The 20,020-nt window shown below is 39.7% G+C and carries 21 protein-coding genes; 13 read left to right on the plus strand and 8 right to left on the minus strand.

Annotation, left to right across the window (positions count from 1 at the left end):
* The first annotated feature begins 16 nt into the window (after window positions 1-16).
* Both yhaM and ACZSMY_RS02875 read left to right on the plus strand, forming a co-directional pair.
* A complete protein-coding gene (gene yhaM / locus ACZSMY_RS02870) occupies window positions 17-961 on the plus strand; it encodes a 3'-5' exoribonuclease YhaM (protein WP_042534644.1) in 945 nt (314 codons plus the stop codon).
* A gap of 103 nt (window positions 962-1,064) precedes the next feature.
* Window positions 1,065-1,241, plus strand: coding sequence for a sporulation YhaL family protein (locus tag ACZSMY_RS02875; protein ID WP_042534641.1), 177 nt, complete (start codon window positions 1,065-1,067; stop codon window positions 1,239-1,241).
* Between the two features lie 47 nt (window positions 1,242-1,288).
* On the opposite strand, the gene ACZSMY_RS02880 is transcribed toward ACZSMY_RS02875, so the two are convergent.
* The 5 genes from ACZSMY_RS02880 to ACZSMY_RS02900 all read right to left on the minus strand — a co-directional run bounded on the left by ACZSMY_RS02880 (window position 1,289) and on the right by ACZSMY_RS02900 (window position 4,444).
* Window positions 1,289-2,188: a peptidylprolyl isomerase gene (locus ACZSMY_RS02880; RefSeq protein WP_042534639.1), complete on the minus strand. Its 900-nt coding sequence runs from the start codon at window positions 2,186-2,188 to the stop codon at window positions 1,289-1,291.
* 114 nt (window positions 2,189-2,302) lie between these two features.
* Window positions 2,303-2,488: a hypothetical protein gene (locus ACZSMY_RS02885; RefSeq protein ID WP_042534637.1), complete on the minus strand. Its 186-nt coding sequence runs from the start codon at window positions 2,486-2,488 to the stop codon at window positions 2,303-2,305.
* A 223-nt stretch (window positions 2,489-2,711) separates the two neighbouring features.
* A complete protein-coding gene (locus tag ACZSMY_RS02890; protein ID WP_042536304.1) occupies window positions 2,712-3,083 on the minus strand; it encodes a YtxH domain-containing protein in 372 nt (123 codons plus the stop codon).
* A 284-nt stretch (window positions 3,084-3,367) separates the two neighbouring features.
* Window positions 3,368-3,889 (minus strand): tryptophan transporter, encoded by a 522-nt coding sequence (locus ACZSMY_RS02895; protein ID WP_042534635.1) that lies wholly within the window; start codon window positions 3,887-3,889, stop codon window positions 3,368-3,370.
* Window positions 3,890-4,012: 123 nt separating this feature from the next.
* Complete coding sequence (locus ACZSMY_RS02900; protein WP_042534633.1) at window positions 4,013-4,444, minus strand: HIT family protein; 432 nt, start codon at window positions 4,442-4,444, stop codon at window positions 4,013-4,015.
* 197 nt (window positions 4,445-4,641) lie between these two features.
* On the opposite strand from ACZSMY_RS02900, the gene ACZSMY_RS02905 reads away from it, so the two are divergent.
* Together ACZSMY_RS02905 and ACZSMY_RS02910 are read left to right on the plus strand one after the other, a co-directional pair.
* Window positions 4,642-5,385 carry an ABC transporter ATP-binding protein gene (locus ACZSMY_RS02905; protein ID WP_042534631.1) on the plus strand — a complete coding sequence of 248 codons (744 nt, stop codon included), beginning with the start codon at window positions 4,642-4,644 and terminating at the stop codon, window positions 5,383-5,385.
* Window positions 5,378-6,598 (plus strand): ABC transporter permease, encoded by a 1,221-nt coding sequence (locus ACZSMY_RS02910; protein ID WP_042534629.1) that lies wholly within the window; start codon window positions 5,378-5,380, stop codon window positions 6,596-6,598. The genes ACZSMY_RS02905 and ACZSMY_RS02910 overlap by 8 nt, the downstream gene beginning before the upstream one ends.
* A 38-nt stretch (window positions 6,599-6,636) precedes the next feature.
* On the opposite strand, the gene ACZSMY_RS02915 is transcribed toward ACZSMY_RS02910, so the two are convergent.
* Window positions 6,637-7,812, minus strand: a complete 1,176-nt coding sequence (locus ACZSMY_RS02915; protein WP_042534627.1) for a M20 family metallopeptidase — start codon at window positions 7,810-7,812, stop codon at window positions 6,637-6,639.
* Between the two features lie 367 nt (window positions 7,813-8,179).
* Window positions 8,180-8,614 (minus strand): ferritin-like domain-containing protein, encoded by a 435-nt coding sequence (locus ACZSMY_RS02920; RefSeq protein ID WP_042534623.1) that lies wholly within the window; start codon window positions 8,612-8,614, stop codon window positions 8,180-8,182.
* A gap of 108 nt (window positions 8,615-8,722) precedes the next feature.
* On the opposite strand from ACZSMY_RS02920, the gene ACZSMY_RS02925 reads away from it, so the two are divergent.
* The 4 genes from ACZSMY_RS02925 to ACZSMY_RS02940 all read left to right on the plus strand — a co-directional run bounded on the left by ACZSMY_RS02925 (window position 8,723) and on the right by ACZSMY_RS02940 (window position 11,946).
* Complete coding sequence (locus ACZSMY_RS02925) at window positions 8,723-9,373, plus strand: phosphatase PAP2 family protein (protein ID WP_042534622.1); 651 nt, start codon at window positions 8,723-8,725, stop codon at window positions 9,371-9,373.
* A gap of 66 nt (window positions 9,374-9,439) precedes the next feature.
* Window positions 9,440-10,210, plus strand: coding sequence for a cell wall-active antibiotics response protein LiaF (liaF, locus tag ACZSMY_RS02930; protein ID WP_042534620.1), 771 nt, complete (start codon window positions 9,440-9,442; stop codon window positions 10,208-10,210).
* An 18-nt stretch (window positions 10,211-10,228) separates the two neighbouring features.
* Entirely contained in the window at window positions 10,229-11,287 is a 1,059-nt protein-coding gene (locus ACZSMY_RS02935) for a sensor histidine kinase (protein WP_042534619.1), read from the plus strand.
* A gap of 17 nt (window positions 11,288-11,304) precedes the next feature.
* On the plus strand, window positions 11,305-11,946 hold the full coding sequence (locus ACZSMY_RS02940) for a response regulator (RefSeq protein WP_042534618.1): 642 nt from the start codon (window positions 11,305-11,307) through the stop codon (window positions 11,944-11,946).
* Window positions 11,947-12,581: 635 nt separating this feature from the next.
* Here the strand turns inward: ACZSMY_RS02940 and ACZSMY_RS02945 are convergent.
* Window positions 12,582-13,079 (minus strand): antibiotic biosynthesis monooxygenase family protein, encoded by a 498-nt coding sequence (locus tag ACZSMY_RS02945; protein WP_042534615.1) that lies wholly within the window; start codon window positions 13,077-13,079, stop codon window positions 12,582-12,584.
* A gap of 186 nt (window positions 13,080-13,265) precedes the next feature.
* Here ACZSMY_RS02945 and ACZSMY_RS02950 point away from each other — a divergent pair, with 186 nt between their 5' ends.
* The 5 genes from ACZSMY_RS02950 to ACZSMY_RS02970 all read left to right on the plus strand — a co-directional run bounded on the left by ACZSMY_RS02950 (window position 13,266) and on the right by ACZSMY_RS02970 (window position 19,989).
* The gene (locus ACZSMY_RS02950; RefSeq protein WP_256704791.1) at window positions 13,266-15,467 is read left to right on the plus strand and encodes a transglycosylase domain-containing protein; all 2,202 of its coding nucleotides are present in this window, start codon (window positions 13,266-13,268) and stop codon (window positions 15,465-15,467) included.
* 300 nt (window positions 15,468-15,767) lie between these two features.
* Window positions 15,768-16,805, plus strand: a complete 1,038-nt coding sequence (hemE, locus tag ACZSMY_RS02955) for a uroporphyrinogen decarboxylase (RefSeq protein WP_042534614.1) — start codon at window positions 15,768-15,770, stop codon at window positions 16,803-16,805.
* A 120-nt stretch (window positions 16,806-16,925) separates the two neighbouring features.
* Window positions 16,926-17,861 carry a ferrochelatase gene (gene hemH / locus ACZSMY_RS02960; protein ID WP_042534612.1) on the plus strand — a complete coding sequence of 312 codons (936 nt, stop codon included), beginning with the start codon at window positions 16,926-16,928 and terminating at the stop codon, window positions 17,859-17,861.
* Window positions 17,861-19,267: a protoporphyrinogen oxidase gene (gene hemY, locus ACZSMY_RS02965; RefSeq protein ID WP_465147446.1), complete on the plus strand. Its 1,407-nt coding sequence runs from the start codon at window positions 17,861-17,863 to the stop codon at window positions 19,265-19,267. The genes hemH and hemY overlap by 1 nt, the downstream gene beginning before the upstream one ends.
* A gap of 152 nt (window positions 19,268-19,419) precedes the next feature.
* Window positions 19,420-19,989 (plus strand): GNAT family N-acetyltransferase, encoded by a 570-nt coding sequence (locus tag ACZSMY_RS02970; protein ID WP_042534609.1) that lies wholly within the window; start codon window positions 19,420-19,422, stop codon window positions 19,987-19,989.
* Window positions 19,990-20,020: the final 31 nt, after the last annotated feature.

A 20,020-nucleotide genomic window follows, 5' to 3' on the forward strand; every position in this document is an offset into this window, starting at 1 on the left:
TGGAGGGAGGAAAAAAATGAAAAAAGGAATCGCAAATTTAACAGTCGGTGATAAATTTGAAGGATTTTTATTGATCAATGATGCTACGAAGGGTACGACCAGCAACGGAAAACCATTTTTAACGTTAATGCTTCGAGATGAATCTGGCGAGATAGAATCGAAGCTGTGGGATGCTACCAAAGAAGATGAAGAGAACCTGGTTGGCGAGCAGATTATCCATGTAACGGGAGATATTAATCAATTTCGGGGGAAAAATCAACTACGCATTCATTCCATCCGCTTATCTCAGGAAACAGATCAGGTTCAGGTCAGTGACTTTGTCGGTAAGGCTCCCGTAGGCAAAGAAGAGCTGGGAGAAAAGCTGACAGAAGCTATTTTTGAAATGAAGAACCCAACGTTGCAGCGTATTGTGCGGGGGTTTGTAAAAAAATATCAGCATGAATTACTCATTTATCCGGCTGCTGCGAAAAATCATCATGATGTCGCATCAGGGCTCGCCTATCATATTGTCAGCATGGTGGGGGTTGCCCGTCAGCTTCATGAACTGTATCCCTCCATCAATAAAGATTTATTATATGCAGGTATTATCCTGCATGATATCGGAAAAATAAAGGAATTATCTGGTGTCGTGTCAACAACATATACGCTGGAAGGAAAATTGCTTGGACATATTACCATTATGGTAGAAGAGATAGCAGAAATGGCGAAGGAGCTGCAAGTAGAGGATAAGGAAGAGGTGCTTATTTTACAGCACTTGATTTTAAGTCATCATGGAAAAGCAGAATGGGGCAGTCCGAAGCCTCCAATGGTCAAGGAAGCTGAACTGTTGCATTTAATTGATTTGATTGATGCAAAAATGAATATGCTGGATAAAGCACTGGATAAGGTGCAGCCGGGCGAATTTACAGAGCGGCTTTTTGCAATGGACAATCGCTCTTTCTACAAGCCTTCCTTTGAGTAGCTCTTAAAAAATATTGAATCCATCGGATTGCTGTGAAGATTATGTCATTTTCTATTTACTTGTTCATATATATTTATTAAGGAGTGGACAAGGGGGATTTAAGATGAGCTCGATTCCAATTTGGGTCTTTGCAGTGATTCTGTTAATTTTATTCAGCGGATATATGGCAGTGCGTGCGTTTTTAGCTGAAAGAAAGCTGGATCGGCAGTTTATTGAACGAGAAGGTAAGATATATATGGAACGTATTCAAAAGGAACGATTGAAAAAAAGAGAGCAGTAATAAAATGAAAAAATCGCTACCCATTTTCAAAATGGATAGCGATTTTTTTATTGTTCAGATTCCGTGTCTTCTGCAGGCTGCTCTTCTTCAGAAGGCTGTTCAAATAAATCTTCAAGTCCTTCAGCAGAGATATCTACATTCGCATCTTCAATTAAATTTTGAAGTTTTGCTTGAATATCTTCCTGATTTGCTTGTTGAAGAACGAGTTCGCTTCTTAATTCATCTTTTAATTCTTCAAAATCGCCAATGGATTCTTCTTTTTCACGTACATCATTTACTTTGATGATATGGAAACCAAATTGAGATTGCACAGGGTCGCTGATTTCACCTGGTTCCATAGAGAATGCAACTTCTTCAAACTCAGGAATCATATCGCCGGCAGAGAAGTAACCAAGATTACCGCCGTCTTCTGCACTGCCATCTGTTGAGTATTCTGAAGCAAGGTCTTCAAACTCTTCCCCATCATCTAATTTTTCTTTTACTTCATTTGCTGTTTCTTCATCCTGCACAAGAATATGCTGTGCATCTACTTCTGAATTCTTTCTGTCATAGTAATCCTTCAGCTCTTCATCCGTAATTTCCATATCTTCAGAAATAGCGGCTTCCTGAAGCATTCCTACATAGACTAAATCTCTAAGTTCTTCTTCATCACCGAATTGCTGAGCCACCATGGAATCAAATTCATCTTCGCCAAGTTCATTTTTCATGGTATCGATTTCTTCATCTACTTGCTCGTCAGTCACTTCGTATTGGTCTTCTAACACTTTTATGGTAACAAGCTCTTCAAGAACAGCTTCTCCATTACGTTCTTTTAATTCATCATAAAACTCTTCTTTTGTGACGTCGCCTGCGTCTGTAGTCGCGACCACTTCATCATCGGAAGAATTACATGCAGCCAATGCAAGCACACTGGCAGATATTGTTGCTGCTAATGTCCATTTTTTCATGTCTGATACACACCTCTACTCTTTTCTCATCTTACTTTTATTGTTTACCATGATTAATATATCATACTTTTCCAGTTTAAATAATTATTTTCAACTTTTTACTAAAAAATCACATTAAACTGTCACATTTAAAACACGCAGATAAGAACAAACTAGCATAGCTACCAATATCATATTCGTAACCCGATCCATTCTTTCTGATTTTTGCTTGGAAAGCTCCATTTTTGTACTTAAAGCACTAATCATCACATTAAAAATAAGTAATATAAAAAAACCAAAAATGATATAAAAAATAGCCATGTTCTATGTACGCCCCTTTACAATAATGCTACTTCTCTAACTCTATCAAAAACAAATCGCATTGAACAGTCATAAAGCGCAACTTAATAGAGTAAATCACGTTTTTTCTCTTCCTGTAAAACCATATTTTTATGATTGCGATAGAGAGGCTGCGGACACGCATGCTGTAATAAAGTAAAAAAAAGCTTTTACCAGCGGAATTTTGCCAGCAAAAGCTTTCTTTCTATGAATTGGCATTTGTGTTTTTAAGTTTTTCTTCTAATTCACGGATACTTGATTCAATTTGTTCCAGTGACTGGTGAATATTATCCTGCTGAGGTTCTACAGCGTTTTTCCAGTCTTCAACGGATTTTCGCATTTCTTCCGTCAATTCTTTGACTAAAACAGCACCTTCTTTAGAAGTTCGAAGCAGCTGCTCTTTGATTCGAATGCTGTCTTCTTTTAAATTCATCAATAGTTCTTTTAATTCTAAGGATTGATTTTTGACTCTTACACGAACATCCTTGCCTGATTCAGGTGTGCTTAATAGTGCAATGCCAGCACTGACAGATGCTCCAACGATAAAACCCAGGGTTAATGATTTTTTCTTAGACATAATAGGAAATGCACTCCTTTCTTCTTTCACATATACCTTTTCCTTTTACGATATGTACTTAAACATCTTCCTGCAAAATAAATGCAATATACATATTATAGGAAAAAGAATCAATTTCTGCTAGTATGAATGTTTTTTTACTATCTTTATTTTAACACAAAATAGATAAGATATGATAAATATACTTTTTTAGAATGGAAAAAGCATTCGCTCCAATTTAAAATGGAACGAATGCTTCGGAAGACAAAGAAGAGCTGAAAGTATTTTTAACTCTCTGATCTCCTTTACGAAACCGCAGCTACTTTACTTCGCTTCATAATTCCCTCTACAATTGGATAAACAACCAGCATGATAACGGTATTCATTACTGCTGCTGGAAGAACAACAGCTGCAAATAAAGCAAGAAAACCGCCTTCTAAGAATCCTAAGAAGAAAAGCGCAACAGATAAAAAGATACTGCCGCTGATCAGTGTCCCGGCAAATGTTAATACAGAAGCTGTTACTTTTGTATTCATCTGCTTTCTTACCAGCAAAAATAACAGAAAGAAAGCAACTGCTGTCAACGGTTTATCAATCAGGTTGGCAATTTGCCCTCCCGGAGCCGCTGTGGTCAATGCGGAAATAGCACCTGTTGCAAATGCAAGCAGAATAACATAATTCCATTTAGGGAATAAAATAATACCTAAAAACATCATTGCCAGCATCATATCAGGCTTTACACCAAATAATAGCGGGGGCATTACAAAATGCAGTACGGTTCCGATACTTACCAAAAGGGCAAGAATGGTTAAAATTTTTGTCTTCATTACTTAACTCTCCTCTACTTTTCTATACTCTGCTTTCCGGTTGTGCGCTCATCGCCAGCCGCGAAAGGTTATAGTCAGTATATCAAATGCTGTTGAAAATAAAAAGAACGAAATGGATTGTTTCTAGTGTTTGATTTGCTCATTGATTGCTTTTGCAACCGCCTGTAAATCATCTGATGTGTAATCCTCTGTATGCGTTATCCAATTTGGTGTGTACCCATCTCCATCGCCGTAGCGCGGAATTAAATGAACGTGCAGATGGAAGACTGACTGCTCAGCAACCGGTTCGTTATTATTAAGCAGATTGATTCCTAATGGCTGATAGGCATCGCGAATAGCGTTAGCAATAACGGGTATTCTACTGAATAATTCTTTTGCTGTTTCTGGCGGTGTTTCATAAATATTCTTAGTGTGTTCTTTAGGAATAACAAGTGTATGCCCTTTGGTTACTTGACTGATATCGAGGAAAGCATAAACCTTATCATCCTCGTAAACTTTGGCAGAGGGAATGTCTCCATCGATAATTTTGCAAAAAATACAATCTTCATGTGCCATCTTTTGTTCCTCCCTATCTAATTTAAAATGTAATCTTTTATCTATTGTATAGAGTTGGACCGGGTAAAGTAAAGGGTTCTGTATTAAACTTGTTAAAGGATGTCTAAAAAACTTCCCGTAATTTGTAGAACGGTTCATTTTGGAATCTTCTTCGAATGATGATAAAATCAGATTAGTGAACAAAGGGGGTTAACAAGGTGAGTTCCTTATTACATATTGAAAACTTGTATGGAGGCTATACCCATAAAAATGTACTGCACGATATATCATTTGATTTAAATAAAGGAGAAATCGTCGGGCTGATTGGATTAAACGGTGCTGGAAAAAGTACAACCATTAAGCACATTATCGGTCTGATGCAGCCAAAAAAAGGGGAGGTACAGGTAGAGGGGAAAAGCTTTCAGGATGATCCTGAAGGGTATCGTAACCAGATGGCATACATTCCGGAGATGCCTATCCTGTACGATGAGCTGACTTTATATGAACATCTCAGGCTGACAGCCATGGCCTACGGAATTGAAGAAGAGGTGTTTGAGCAGAGGCTGCCTAAGCTTTTAAAAGAGTTTCGGTTAGAAAAGAAATTGAATTGGTTCCCGGTCCATTTCTCAAAAGGAATGCGGCAGAAGGTTATGATTATGTGTGCTTTTCTGATTGAACCGCCGCTTTATATTGTGGATGAGCCATTTGTTGGTCTGGATCCATTAGGTATCCAGTCTTATCTGCAGATGATGGACTCGATGAAAAAGCAGGGGGCAGGCGTCTTAATGTCCACGCATATTCTGGCAACAGCGGAGAGATACTGTGACCGTTTTCTTATTTTACATGATGGAAAATTACGTGCGGAAGGAACATTAGAGGAGCTTCGCATGCAATTCCAGATGCCAGGGGCGACTTTGGATGATTTATATGTACAGCTGACAAAGGAAGATGATCATGTTTGATTCGCACGCACTTTATAAAAAACGTTTATCTTCCCATGTCAAAAATTTAAGCAGATATTTAAAATATATGTTCAACGGACATATTGCATTTGCCATGTTTTTTTTCATTGCTGCAACTGCTTATTATTATCAGCAGTGGCTGGAACAATTACCGGAGAATTTTCCGACTGGAATCATCATGGGAATTGTTTTAGGATTGCTGATCAGCTATAATCCAATCCGCACATTATTGCAGGAGCCGGATTTGGTGTTTCTTATTGCTGCTGAGCAGCAGATGGGATCGTATTTCCGTAATAGCTTGATTTACAGCTTTGCGATCCAGACGTACCTCATTGTACTTGCAGCGGCTGCATTCAGTCCGCTTTATTTCGCCAGTTTCAGCGGACGGGCAGGAAGCATATACCTTGTTACGCTTCTGTTATTTCTGGTTTTTAAAGGCATGAATATGCTGGCAAACTGGAATATGCTGAAGGTAAGAGAGAAGAGTTTGCGAACCATTGATTTAACAGCACGTACACTGCTTAATATTGTAACAGCCTACTTTGTGATTGAAGGACAGGCATTATACGCTGTGATAACGATCGTATTGCTGCTTCTTGTAATTGTATATGATTTTATTGTGGCAGCAAAACAGCCGGGCATTATTTGGGAATTGTTAATAGAAAAGGACCAAATCCGCCTGCAATCCTTTTACCGGATTGCGAATTTATTTGCGGATGTTCCACATTTGAAGAATAAAGTAAAAAGAAGAGAATGGCTGACAAAGACCTTTATCAGCAGAATCCCATTCGAGCGTTCAGCTGCCTATGATTACTTGTATCAGATTTCTTTTCTCCGCAGCGGAGATTATTTAGGGATGTATCTCCGGCTTGTGGTAATCGGCGGTATTTTCATCTGGGTCATTCCTAATGTCTGGATAAAGCTATTATTTGCTATTCTGTTTATTTATTTGAGTGTTTTTCAGATGATGGCTCTATATCACCATCATCGTACGCAAATGTGGCTGGATCTGTATCCGCTGAAGCCCGGATTAAAACTGGATGCAGTGATTAAAATTATTCGCAAGCTCGGCTATATGCAGGCATTTGCTTTTACCTTCTTATTTATTTTTCAGCTTGAGTGGCTGGGGAGTATTATTGTATTAATTGGCGGTCTTGCTTTTGTCTGGGCATACGTAACATTCTACGTGCAACCTAAACTGGATAAGGTATAAAAAACAAGCTGACGAGAGAATAGCCTCGTCAGCTTGTTTTATTTGGCTTGTTCCTGATAGGTCAAATAAATATTTGCAAAAGCTTTTGCAGCTATAAGCATTGCTTTTTCATCAATATCAAACCTCGGATGATGATGCGGATAATCATTTCCCTCCAGATTCGCACCTGTCAGGAAGAAAGCACCTGGTTTTTCTAATAAATAATAAGCGAAATCTTCTCCGACCATTAACGGATCTGTAATCGCGGCAATGTCTACACCGTCAATTTCCTTTGTTGTCTGAAGGACAAGATCTGTCTGCTCTGGATGATTGATAACCGGCGGATATCCTTTAACATAGTCAAACGTATAGGAAGCGCCGAAAGAATCGCAAACCCCTTTTAGAATCTGCTCCATTTCTTGAATGATTTTTTCTTGCACTGCTGTATCGAAATGTCTGACGGTTCCGACCAATTTAGACTGGTCGGCAATGATGTTAAAGGCATTCCCTGCTTCAAAAATACCAATTGAGATAACGGCAGATGATAATGGGCTTAATCGTCTGCTCACAATTTGCTGGAGTTGGGAAACTGCCTCAGCACCAATCACGATGGCATCCTTTGTATCTTGCGGAATAGCGCCGTGACCGCCCTTTCCCTGAATCGTAATTTCAAACCGGTCCGTACCTGCCATGATTGCCTGATGTGTAGAATAAATACTTCCAAGCGGCAGGGTTGCCCATAAGTGTGTGCCAAATACAGCATCTACATCTTTCAGAGCACCAGCTTCAACAATCGGTTTCGCCCCGCCGGGAGCATATTCTTCTGCATGCTGATGAATAAAGACAATACTTCCTTCCAAGTCATTTTGAAACTGCTGCATTACTTTTGCAAAGGTAAGCAGGGTAGCAGTATGTCCGTCATGACCGCAAGCATGCATAACACCCGGAATCTGGGATTTATAGGGAACATCCTTCTCATCCTGTATCGGCAGTGCATCAAAGTCAGCCCGGAAAGCAACGGTTTTGCCCGGCTTTGCCCCTTTTAATGTTGCTACAATACCGTTACCGCCAACATTTTTTTCATATGGAATACCTAATTTTTCATAATAGTTTGCGATGTATTTAGCAGTTTCTGTTTCTTGAAATGACAGCTCAGGATGCTGATGCAAATATCTGCGGATGTCTACCATTTCTTCATATGTGTTATCAAGGAGTGAATGAATTGCTGATAACATGTTAATCACCTCTTTCAATTGATAGCCTTGTGACTCAACTTTCGCACCTAAGAATAAGCATATATATCATGCTATTCCAGAATGAACATGTTTTCGATTACCATGCTTGCTTTTTGGTTAAATATCCGGCCTTTTTGGAGATTAACTCCTGTTTCTATGGAAATAAAGTTACTTTTTAATGTGCGAAAGTTGAGCTTACGAAAAATAGAGAAAAGCCTTCTAATTTCAATCTCTTTCATTATATCACTAATCCATGCAGCTGTAGAACAAATATTTCGAGGATAAAAATACTTGCTTATGTCTGCAATATAAAAACCATGAAGCAGTAATCGCTTCATGGTCAGGAAGAAGTTCATATCAATTGTTCTTAATGGATACGCGGGTCTTCTAATAGTCTCTCTATTTCTTCTTTATGATGTGTTTCATCAGAGATCAAGTCCTCTAATTTCACAACCAGCTCTGTCAGCCCCAGTTCCTCAGCCTGTGCTTTTCTTTTTTCATAGCGCTTGATCGTATCTGTCTCAGATTGAAGGGAAGCCTTCAATAAATCTACAACTTGGGAAGGCTGCGGTACAGAAGCTGCTTCTGTAGTCGGAGTGCCGCCAAGTGATTTGATTTTTTCGGATAAATAAAGTGCATGTCCTAATTCGTCTGTTATTTCTGATTCAAAAAATGGTTTCAGCGCGGACCTGTATAAACCTGAGACAACGGATGCGCTGTACGTATACTGGATAGCTGCAGCGTATTCATTCGATAAATCTTCATTTAACCCGTCAATTAATTCTTGTAATTTTGCATCCATACTTTATCACCCTTCTTTATGATTTTTACTTCTTTATATATATTTCCCATTGTTATTTTTGTCAAACCTGTTTAGCATAAAAAAAGAGAACAGAAAAGGAGAGATTATATGAAAAATAAAACAGCAGCAGTTTTGTTCAGCGTATGGATGGCTGCTTGTTTACTTAGTATTGTCTGGATAATACAAATAAAACGTGATATTTTGCCATATACCGATCAATGGACCAGAGGAATCGTTCCTCATGTGCATGGAACAGGTTTATTTGATTTTTTTAGAGTGATTACGGAGTTAGGCTCTTCGCATGTGCTTATCCCGATAGCCATTGCTGCAGCGGCAGGACTTATGCTGTTGTATAAGCATTGGTATCCGGCGCTGCTGCTTTTAGGAGGAACGTTATTTGCGCATTTACTTAATACATGGATAAAGCAGCTTGTAGCCAGAGAAAGGCCGAGTGTCTCTGTTACTTTAAATGCTGAAGGATTTAGTTTTCCATCGGGACACAGTATGATTTCCATGGTTTTTTACGGGCTGCTGGCTTATTTACTATGTAAAAAAATACATTCAGAGAAAGGAAAGCTGACGGTGCAGATTCTATCAGGAATGCTCGTTTGTTTAATCGGAATCAGCCGCTATTTTATTAATGTACATTATATAACAGATATTATCGCCGGATTTACAATTGGTTTTGCGCTGCTTTATATTTATATTCGTATAGATAAAAACGTCTCAGACTTAAGACGGAGAAGAGAACCTGCTTAAGCTGGTTCTCTTTTAATCCTATTCTGAAGTAAAATAGAGTCATAGAGAAAGGGGTTGATGAAACACATGAGGAGAGTTTTTTCTTATTTTATAGCAATTTGCTTCATTTGGATTGGAATCATGTTAATTGTAAACAGTTTAAATATAGATGGTTTTGAATTAAATTTTGGCTGGACATATATTTATCCATTATTCTTTGTGGTTGCCGGAGCTGTGCTGCTGGGAAGTGCTGTAATCAGAAAAGGCGGCAGGTGGATGATAGGCACGTTCTTGCTCATTTTTGGAGGACTCTTGTTAGCAGATCGGTTTGGGCTGGTTGATTTTACATTTTGGAATGTGTTTAAGCTCTGGCCGCTGATTCTGATTTTTATAGGAATCAGTCTATTTCGCGGACTTCATTTTTTGACTGTGTACAGCGGCAGTTCGAAAAAACAAAAAAAAGATCGCTGGTATGCCTTCTCTGAACCTAAAAAGAATGATGCAACATTCACGATAGGTGATATGGAGAAGAAGGGAAACTGGAATTTGGAGCCGATGAATATTAGCACCATGGTAGGCAATTTTTATTTAGACCTGACTGATGCGTATATCCCGGATGAAGAAACAGAAATAAATATTCGTTCGCTGGCGGGCGATGTCACTATCCTGATTCCCGGAGAAGTGGAATTTCAAGCCAAAGCAGCAGCTAAGGCTGGAGATATCAATATTTTGGATGAGGAATCGACAGGAATCAATACATCCTTGTTTTATAAAACGGATCAGTTTGAAACTGCTACCAAAAAATTATTTATCGACATTCGCTTAAAGGCAGGCTCTATTCGGGTAGATCGAGTATAAGATGGGAGGGGGGAGAAAATGAAACGTTGGGGAAAAAGTATCCGATTCAGCTTTATAAAATCTCATCTTTATGTTTTATTTTTAACAACATGCATCCTGCTGGCTATTATTCTATCCTTATTTGTTATTTTGGAGCCGGACTGGCTAACGGCACAAAGTATCTTTTTATTTATCGGCTTATATATTATCATTGGATTTATTTTGTCCCTGCAGGCCGGATTTACACAAATCGGTAATTTATTAAAAATTCGTTTAGATGCTATCTCCATCCAAATTAAGCAATTTGCCAACGGAAATTATACTTCTAAAATCACGAATGTTCATGAGGATGTGGATGAAACAGATCGAATTATTGCTGAGCTGAATGATTTAGGAGATAAATTGCAACGGCAAGTGGAGTCCTTACAGCGGATGGCCGATGAGAAATCAGATTATGCGAAATCAGCACATAAAGCAGCAGTTATTGAAGAACGGCAGCGGATTGCCCGGGACCTTCATGATGCTGTCAGCCAGGAGCTTTTTGGGCTGGCAATGCTATCAGAGACAGCATTAAAGCTATTTGATAAAAATCCTGCTACAGCGAAAGAACAAATGGAGGAAGTCGTACATTCTGCGCATCAGGCACAGGCGGAAATGCGTGCATTATTGCTTCATTTACGGCCGGTTTATCTTACCGGCGGAGAAACGTTAGAAGAAGGCATTCAGAAATTAATCGATGCTTTAGAACAAAAAAGCAATCTGACATTCCAAATCGATATGGATGAAGGCTTAGATTTAAAAGAAGTAGTCGAGGAGCACATTTTTCGAATTATTCAGGAATCCTTATCGAACATCCTGCGGCATGCGAATGCAAATATGGTTCAGGTAGAAATAAAACAGAGGCAAGAAGAGCTTTATGTCCGTATTGAAGATGATGGCATCGGCTTTGAATCAGATGATCAGCAGAATAATAAAGCTTCTTATGGTCTGAAAACAATGAAGGAACGCAGCGAAGAATTAGGTGGAACATTTACCATTCGTTCCAAAGAAGGGCAGGGTACATATATTTATATTCGAATTCCCAATCAGGGGAATTAAAAAGGGGAGAATGTATTATGATTCGTGTAGTTGTCATTGATGATCATGATGTAGTGCGTAAAGGAATTATTTCTTTTTTACAGACGGAGGATGATATTGAAATTGCAGGGCAGGCGGACAGCGGATTTAAAGGAGCTGAGCTTGTTATCCAGGAGAAGCCCGAAGTCGTGCTGATGGATTTAATTATGGAAAATGGAAATGGTATCGAAGCAACCAGACAGATCATGACTTCTTATCCAGAATGCAAGGTGATTATTTTGACATCCTATTATGATAATGAACAGGTAATCCCTGCCTTGGAAGCAGGAGCATTCAGCTATTTGCTGAAAACCTCTAATGCACAGGAAATTGCAGAAGCTGTACGAAAAGCAGCCAAAGATGAAAATGTGATTGAACCAAAGGTTGCTAACACAATGATGAACCGTTTTCGCACCCCTGCGAAAAAACCCCATGAAGATTTGACCGAACGGGAATTAGAAGTGCTGCTGTGTATTGGGGATGGAATGACCAATCAAGAAATCAGTGAAAAACTCTATATCGGAATTAAAACGGTGAAAACACATGTAAGCAATATTTTAAGTAAGCTGGAAGTGAATGACAGAACCCAGGCTGCTGTTTACGTACACAGGAATCAATTATTTAAAACAGCAGGAGATTGATTCGCTTCACATGAAGATACGCCACCAACAAAAAAGGTTGTCCGCAGGGGAACAACTTTTTTTAGAATAAGAAAGTATAAAATGTTAAGGATAGCCGCTCCAGAAATACATTACACTTTCCGTGGGCTTGAGTTCAGCCTCCTCTAAAGAAGACTTAGCAATTGGCAAGCCGACAGGCGCAGACAGAGCTAAAGTCGCACTTATGCCCTGAGGGTAGAAAAAAAAGGAGTTCACTTTTTTCCTGCTTAGGTCTTCACCCTGCGCATTCCCACAGGAGTCTCCGTGTATTTCTTCTGGGACTGGGACTGCGATTACTCGTCCCATCAAAAAGCGTCGCTAGAATCAGCTTCTTTTCTTTGAAAGAAAGCAAATGAAACATATTTCTTCAAAGATGGGAGCGGAGGGAAACCGACTCCTGCGGGAAAAGCAACAGGTGGAGACCTAAGCAGGAAGCGGTTTTCTTACCGTGCGGCTGAACGTTGCCCGCGGAAAACGACTTCCCGTAGCGGACATCTCTTTGGCGAGAACACTGATGTTTTAAAAACAAAGCGGTATTCTTGGTTTTTCTTGATGAAACGATTATTAAAGGGAATTGTCCGAAAACAACCTGCTGCATAGATGTTCGTTTTCTGTATTTATTCTTCCTTCTCATGCATATGCCCTGAAATAACAAACGGACGCTCCATAAAGTAACTCGGCTGTTTTGCCTGCTGCGAATCATGAGCTTTTTTAAATTGATCGGAGTTTTTCCAGTTCTCAAAATCAGCAAACGATTTCCACTGTGTTAAAACCACATATTTACTTGATTTTTCCTGACGTAAAAAACGCCATGCTTGAAAGCCTTCCATTTTTTCAATGCCGCTGTCACTATGCTTCATACGATATTCAAAGGCGGGGCTGCTGTCTTCTGAGATAGGGAGATGATTCATAACCACATACCCTTCCTTAGATAATTCGCCAACCGATTTTAATACATCAAAGGCTTGACCGGCTGAAAAAATATTTTTAGAGCTGTTTTCATAATAGGCGATACCGCCATCATTACTGGCGATAAAGTAAAAGTCAATATGCTTATTTTTTTTCTCCAATGTTTCTAAAAAATGAATCGTTCCTCTGGACATAAATGCTTTCATAAAATTCCTCCTTCAATTGTCGACCTTCTTTGAATATCTACTTATAATTAAATTGTACACAAATACAAATAATATTGAAAATAATACCCTTTTGTCGAATGTACTTGTAATTTAAGGATGTCCATTCTTTATCAAAAGATGAGAATAACGTATAATGAATGCGTATATGCTACTTGAGGTGAACTTATGAGAAGCGAGCGAAGAAATGAAAAAAGAAACGAACGCAAAAAACAGCAGAAGAATGTTTTTCGACAAAAAATCAAATGGCTGGGAATAGCCGTCGCTGCTGTTTTTCTTTTATTATTAAGCGGCTATGGTCTGCTCATTTTAGGCGGGAAAATGATTGCCAATGAGGAAGATTTACAGCTTGATTTGACGACCACTATCCGCACAGAGGATGGAGAAGTTATCCGGACATTATACAACGAGAACAGAGAGTATGTTTCAACAGACCATATACCAGACCATGTTCTGGAAGCATTTGTTGCAGTGGAAGATCGCCGGTTTTATGAGCATCAGGGAATTGATCTGCAGTCGATCAGCAGAGCTGTTTACCGTGATATTTTAGCGAGAAGCAAAGTAGAGGGCGGAAGCACCATCACACAGCAATTATCTAAAAATCTTTTTTTGTCAAATGATAAATCCTGGACAAGAAAAATAAAAGAAATGATGGCGTCACTTTATCTGGAGCGCAGACTCAGCAAGGACGAGATATTAGAGTTATATGTGAACCAGGTTTACTTTGGAGAGGGAGTATATGGCCTGCAGAAGGCTTCAGAATATTTCTTTTCAAAAGATGTTGATGAGTTAACGATATCTGAGGGAGCACTGCTTGCCGGGTTAATGAAGGCACCCAATGGATATTCGCCTTTAAATCATCCTGATAAAGCAGCAGAGCGCAGAAATGTTGTTTTAATGACCATGGAATCAGCCGGCTTTATAGATGAAGAAACAATGGCTGCAGAGCAGGAAAAAGGATTAGGAATCAATCTGAAAGAAGAAGAAAGAGGAACGAATCCCTGGGTCGACAGCTATGTTGATATTGCTATAAAAGAGGCTGCGGAAGCGCATGACTTAAGCTTTGCCGAATTGCAAAGCGGAGGCTATGATATTACTGTCTATATGAATGAAGATTTTCAGCAGGTTGCTTATCAGAACTTTCAAGAGGATGCTTTCTTCCCTGGGAATACAGAGGGGACAGAGGGAGCCTTTGTTATGCTGGATAAGAATAACGGACATATTGTCTCGGCTATCGGCGGACGGGATTATAGCTTTGGTGATTTAAACCGGACAAATGTACAGCGGCAGCCGGGGTCAACCTTTAAACCAGTTGCTGTGTATGGACCTGCGTTGATGCAGGAAGACGAGTATAATCCTTATACAATTATCCCTGATCAATATATGGATATAGACGGGTATGAAGCAACCAATGTTAGTGGAGAATATAAGAATAACATAACGATTTATCAAGCGATTGTTGAATCAACAAATACCTCTGCAGTCTGGCTGCTTAACGAAATTGGAATAGACAATTCGAAATCCTATCTGGAGAAAATGGGGATGCCAATCGAGGATAAAGGATTGTCGATTGCACTGGGAGGTTTAAATAAAGGGGTCACGCCGCTGCAAATGGCTCAAAGCTTCCAGACCTTTGCAAATAATGGAGAAATGTCGAAAGCGACAGCAATAGCGGAGATAAAAGACCGTAACGGGGAAATTATTTATCAGTCGGAATCAAGCAGCGAAGAAGTATTTACCCCGCAGGTTGCCTGGGATATGACAGAAATGCTTAAAGAAACCGTCCGGACAGGGACAGCAAGCTCCGGCTACTATGGTAAGGAGCTTGCTGGGAAAACAGGAACAACACAGCATCCAGCTGTTGACGGAGCGTCAAAGGATGCCTGGTTTGTAGGCTATACACCCGATTATGTTACGGCTATGTGGATGGGCTATGATCGGTCTGATGCAGAGCATTATTTGACAGGAGGAAGTTCTTACCCGACGTCCTTGACCAAAAAAATATTGACCGATATCGATAACCAGACGGGTTCTGGATTAACAGCGTCCTTTGAGATGCCAGAAGGTGTAGAAGCTTTGCCGGAGCCGATTGATTTACCAGTCATCGAGCATGTAGATGCAAGCTATACCTTTGGCGGATTTGCTTTATTGAAAGGAAAGCTTAGCTGGGAAGGCTCCACAGATGATCGAGTCGTCTACCGTATTTATAAAGAAGAAGAAGGTACAGATGAGCTGGTCGGAGAAGTGGAAGGAGAAACAGAATTTATCGTTGATGATGTTTGGTTCCGCAACGAAACGTATTATGTCGTTCCGGTTGATCCCATTACCAATATGGAAGGTTCTCATTCCACATCCGTATCCTTTTTCTAATATCTTGCCGGTTCGTTTTATCACGGAGAACCGTCCGTAAAATCTCGCCTCAAAATAAAGCGTAAAGATAAATTTATTTATGCGGGAGATAACGGACGCTAACTCCCTGAATCACTTAGGCTAACCCAGTGGGAGAAGAACAAAACTCCTACTGAGTGAAGTTTCGTTTTATAAGAAATATCTTTTTAGAATGATTATAAAATGAGACAATTTGATGACAAACAAATCGTAACCCTATACAGAAATGCGATAAATAGATATAGTTAGAGATGGAAAAAGAATATAAAGGATGAACGTTGCATGGCAAAAGTAAAAAATACAACTATTTTAGACGCATATCGCGGAAAGAAAACAGACTACACGCCAGCTTGGTTTATGCGCCAGGCTGGAAGGTCCCAACCAGAATACCGGGCATTAAAAGAAAAATATTCCCTGTTTGAAATTACTCATCAGCCGGAGCTTTGTGCTTATGTTACAAGACTTCCGGTAGAAAATTACGGAGTGGATGCGGCGATTCTTTATAAGGATATTATGACGCCTCTGCCGGCTATCGGGGTAGATGTAGAAATCAAAAGCGGAATTGGACCAGTGATCGACCAGCCAATCCGGAGTATGCAGGATATAGAAAAGCTTGGTGAGATCAATCCGGAAAGTGATGTTCCTTATGTGCTGGATACCATACGCCTGCTGACAGAGGAACAGCTTGATGTACCATTGATCGGCTTTTCCGGAGCGCCGTTTACATTAGCGAGCTATATGATTGAAGGCGGACCTTCAAAAAACTATACGAAAACAAAAGCGTTAATGTATCGTGAACCACAGACTTGGTTTGCATTAATGGATAAATTGTCAAAAATGATTATTCGTTATGCAGAAGCGCAAATTAAAGCTGGTGCAAGTGCGATTCAAATCTTTGATTCTTGGGTCGGCGCATTAAACGTGGAAGATTACCGTTATTTTATGAAACCAGTCATGATGGATATTTTTTCAGCGTTAAAAAAATATGATGTACCGCTGATTACCTTTGGTGTAGGAGCAAGACATCTTCTGCTCGAGTGGAATGACCTGCCTGTCGATGTCATTGGCCTGGATTGGCGCACTTCCGTGGAAGAAGCGAGAAGCTTAGGTGTAACGAAAGCACTACAAGGAAATCTGGACCCTGCAATTTTACTTAGTAATTGGGAGACAATTGAAAAAAGAACGAAAGCGATTCTTGATCAAGGAATGAACACAGAAGGCTATGTCTTTAACCTTGGTCATGGTGTTACTCCTGATATTAAGCCGGAAACCTTAAAACGGCTGACAGATTTTATTCACAGCTATTCCAACCAAAATTGAGGAACAAACCCGGGCTAATGAAGCCCGGGTCAAACAGTTAAATCCTATCTGTCAAACAGATGTATAAAATGGTATAGTTTCTAACTACGGAATAACAAAATGTAACGAGGTGTATTGGAAATGGAAAAAAAGAAATTAGGATTATTAGTAATGGCATACGGTACGCCATATAAAGAAGAAGATATTGAACCTTACTACACACATATTCGTCACGGCAGAAAACCTGATCCAGAAGCCTTACAGGATTTAAAGGATCGTTATGAAGCAATTGGCGGCATTTCCCCTTTAGCAAAAATAACAAAGGAACAAACAAATGCTTTAGAAAACAAGCTGAATGAAGTACAGGATGAATTTGAATTTAAAGCATATATCGGTTTAAAGCATATTGCTCCATTTATTGAGGATGCCGTAGAGGAAATGGCAAAAGACGGTATTGAAGAAGCAGTTTCCATTGTTTTAGCGCCACATTATTCTACATTCAGCGTGAAATCATATAACGAACGGGCGAATAGTACTGCTGAAAAACATGGTATAAACATTGAATCTGTACAGGATTGGTATACGGAACCAGGGTTTATTGACTTCTGGGCAAAAGGTGTGCAAAATACCTTTGCAGAAATGCCTGCCGAAGAAAAAAAGAATGCGGTATTAATCGTATCTGCCCATAGTTTGCCGGAGAAAATTCTTCAAAATGGCGATCCGTACAAACAGCAGTTAGAGGAAACAGCACAATTAATAGCAGAGGCTGCTAATGTGAAAAATTATGAAGTAGGCTGGCAAAGTGAAGGGAACACACCAGATCCTTGGCTTGGTCCAGATGTACAGGATTTAACTCGTGAATTGTATAACAAAGAAGGGTACAAAGCATTTATATATACACCTGTCGGATTTGTAGCAGATCATCTTGAGGTGCTATACGATAATGATTATGAATGTAAAGTAGTCTGTGATGAGATTGGAGCAAGCTACTACCGTCCGGAGATGCCAAACGCTCATCCAGCATTTATTGAAACATTAGCAAATGTTGTATTAAAGAAAGTAAAGTGTGCTTCCTGATGGATAGAAAAAAAGTAGTAATTGTCGGCGGCGGGATGACAGGTTTATCAGCCGCCTATCACTTGCAAAAACAAGTGAAATCAGCAAACCTTCCAATTGATATTACATTAGTGGAAGGTTCTAACCGGCTGGGAGGACGCATTCATACGATAAAAAGAGACGGGTTTACGATTGAGAAAGGACCAGACTCACTTTTAGCACGTAAACCGGCTGCAATGAATTTGGCAGAGGAATTGGGTATACTTAATCAAACAAGACGTAATTCTACCGGGCAGTCCTTTATGCTGATTAAAAATCGGCTGCATAAAATGCCAAAGGGTGCATTTATGGGTGTGCCAAAAGAAGTTGGACCGCTTCTGCGTTCAAATTCCTTTACGTTGACAGGTAAAATCCGTGGATTAATGGATCTGATTATACCAAGAAAAAAACGGTCCGGGGACGAATCATTAGGACATTTTATGCGTCGCCGTTTTGGGGACCAAGTGGTAGATAATCAAATTGATCCGCTGCTTTCCGGAATTCATTCTGGTGATATTGATCAAATGAGTCTGGAGGCAATATACCCTGTTTTTGGAAAAATGGAGCAGGAATATGGCAGTGTTATGAAAGGTCTCCGTAAGACCATGTCGAAACCGGCAAAAAACAGTAAGCCTGCCCAAGGACAGTTTTTCTCTTTTACAAACGGTTTACAGAAGCTTGTTGATGCGCTTGAAGCAAAGCTGGATACGGTGAAAATTCTCCGTGAAAATAAAGTGAATCATATAGAGAAGAAGGAAACAGGGTATCATCTTCTATTAGATTCAGGAGAGGTGTTAGCAGCAGATTTTGTTTTAGCAGCAGTTCCGCATACTCAGGTTCCCGGAATGCTGAGTATGCATGCTCCGCTGCAGGAATTATATGCTATTCCGGCGACATCCACAGCAAATGTCGTACTTGCTTTTGATGAAAAACAAATTAAGCGTGATTTAGATGGAACCGGGTTTTTGGTTACTAGAAATAGTAATTACCGCTTCACTGCATGCACGTGGACCCATCGTAAATGGGAAGGAACTGCACCTGCAGGGAAAGCTTTATTGCGCTGTTATGTCGGAAAACCTGATGATCAGGAGATTGTAAAAGAATCAGACGAGACGCTTGTGGATATTGTCTTGAAGGATTTAAATAAAGTAATGAAAGTAAAGGGAAAGCCTTTATTTTATGAGATTACTAGATTTATTGAGGCAAGACCACAGTACCACACAGGGCATTTAGAGCTTGTCAGCAGGGTCCGCGATTATGTAGCCAGCCAGCTTCCAAACCTGGAGCTGATTGGCAGCTCCTATGACGGTACAGGACTTCCGGATTGTATTGAGCACGGACAAAAGGGTGCAGAATTGGCAATAGAAGCATTGACTCAAAATAAATAAGTTGGATATATGATTTAAAACAGCTATGGAATATTTGTTTCTGTAGCTGTTTTTCTTATGGACAGAAGTAAATAAGTGATAGAATGAAGAAAATAACTTGTTTTAAAAAAAGGCATTCGTTTATCATGAAAAAACGTGAAGCTTAAACGCGAATGAACGAGAAGGAGGAGGGGGAGCAGCTGCTATATAATCAAGTCAATCCAGAGATCATGATTTCGTTGCTGGAAGAAAACGATGCAGAAAACTTATTTGATTTAGTCAGCGCCAACAAAGATTTTTTAAGCAACTGGTTATCCTTTCCGTCTGTAACCAATCAGATGGAGGATTCCAAAAGTTTTATTAAAAGGTCCTTATTTCGTTTCGTAAATAAAGAGGGCTTTTGGGCCGGGATATGGTATAAGGAAAAATTAGCCGGGTCCATCGGTTTCTTATATTTTGATTGGAAAGTAAAGAAAACGGAAATTGGATACTGGCTTGGAGAAGCATATACAAATAAAGGAATCATGACACTTACCTGTGCTGCAATGGTGAATTATGCATTTCACGAATTGGAATTAAATAAAGTGGAGATTAAAACAGCCGTAAAGAATAAAAAAAGTGCGGCGGTCCCTGAAAGACTGGGTTTTAAACATGAAGGAACCATACGGGCGGATGAAGTGATAGGGGATACGATTCATGACCGGGAAGTATATGGGATATTGCGAGCCGAGTGGGACAGGTGAGGCGCAGCTTTTCCAAAAATACCAAAAAGCC

Source organism: Oceanobacillus sp. B139/18, assembly GCF_055524595.1.

Coding starts and splice junctions, on each gene's coding strand:
- yhaM (WP_042534644.1), top strand. CDS start 17: ATGAAAAAAGGAATCGCAAATTTAACAGTCGGTGATAAATTTGAAGGA.
- ACZSMY_RS02875 (WP_042534641.1), top strand. CDS start 1,065: ATGAGCTCGATTCCAATTTGGGTCTTTGCAGTGATTCTGTTAATTTTA.
- ACZSMY_RS02880 (WP_042534639.1), bottom strand. CDS start 2,188: ATGAAAAAATGGACATTAGCAGCAACAATATCTGCCAGTGTGCTTGCA.
- ACZSMY_RS02885 (WP_042534637.1), bottom strand. CDS start 2,488: ATGGCTATTTTTTATATCATTTTTGGTTTTTTTATATTACTTATTTTT.
- ACZSMY_RS02890 (WP_042536304.1), bottom strand. CDS start 3,083: ATGTCTAAGAAAAAATCATTAACCCTGGGTTTTATCGTTGGAGCATCT.
- ACZSMY_RS02895 (WP_042534635.1), bottom strand. CDS start 3,889: ATGAAGACAAAAATTTTAACCATTCTTGCCCTTTTGGTAAGTATCGGA.
- ACZSMY_RS02900 (WP_042534633.1), bottom strand. CDS start 4,444: ATGGCACATGAAGATTGTATTTTTTGCAAAATTATCGATGGAGACATT.
- ACZSMY_RS02910 (WP_042534629.1), top strand. CDS start 5,378: ATGTTTGATTCGCACGCACTTTATAAAAAACGTTTATCTTCCCATGTC.
- ACZSMY_RS02915 (WP_042534627.1), bottom strand. CDS start 7,812: ATGTTATCAGCAATTCATTCACTCCTTGATAACACATATGAAGAAATG.
- ACZSMY_RS02920 (WP_042534623.1), bottom strand. CDS start 8,614: ATGGATGCAAAATTACAAGAATTAATTGACGGGTTAAATGAAGATTTA.
- ACZSMY_RS02925 (WP_042534622.1), top strand. CDS start 8,723: ATGAAAAATAAAACAGCAGCAGTTTTGTTCAGCGTATGGATGGCTGCT.
- liaF (WP_042534620.1), top strand. CDS start 9,440: ATGAGGAGAGTTTTTTCTTATTTTATAGCAATTTGCTTCATTTGGATT.
- ACZSMY_RS02935 (WP_042534619.1), top strand. CDS start 10,229: ATGAAACGTTGGGGAAAAAGTATCCGATTCAGCTTTATAAAATCTCAT.
- ACZSMY_RS02940 (WP_042534618.1), top strand. CDS start 11,305: ATGATTCGTGTAGTTGTCATTGATGATCATGATGTAGTGCGTAAAGGA.
- ACZSMY_RS02945 (WP_042534615.1), bottom strand. CDS start 13,079: ATGAAAGCATTTATGTCCAGAGGAACGATTCATTTTTTAGAAACATTG.
- ACZSMY_RS02950 (WP_256704791.1), top strand. CDS start 13,266: ATGAGAAGCGAGCGAAGAAATGAAAAAAGAAACGAACGCAAAAAACAG.
- hemE (WP_042534614.1), top strand. CDS start 15,768: ATGGCAAAAGTAAAAAATACAACTATTTTAGACGCATATCGCGGAAAG.
- hemH (WP_042534612.1), top strand. CDS start 16,926: ATGGAAAAAAAGAAATTAGGATTATTAGTAATGGCATACGGTACGCCA.
- hemY (WP_465147446.1), top strand. CDS start 17,861: ATGGATAGAAAAAAAGTAGTAATTGTCGGCGGCGGGATGACAGGTTTA.
- ACZSMY_RS02970 (WP_042534609.1), top strand. CDS start 19,420: ATGAACGAGAAGGAGGAGGGGGAGCAGCTGCTATATAATCAAGTCAAT.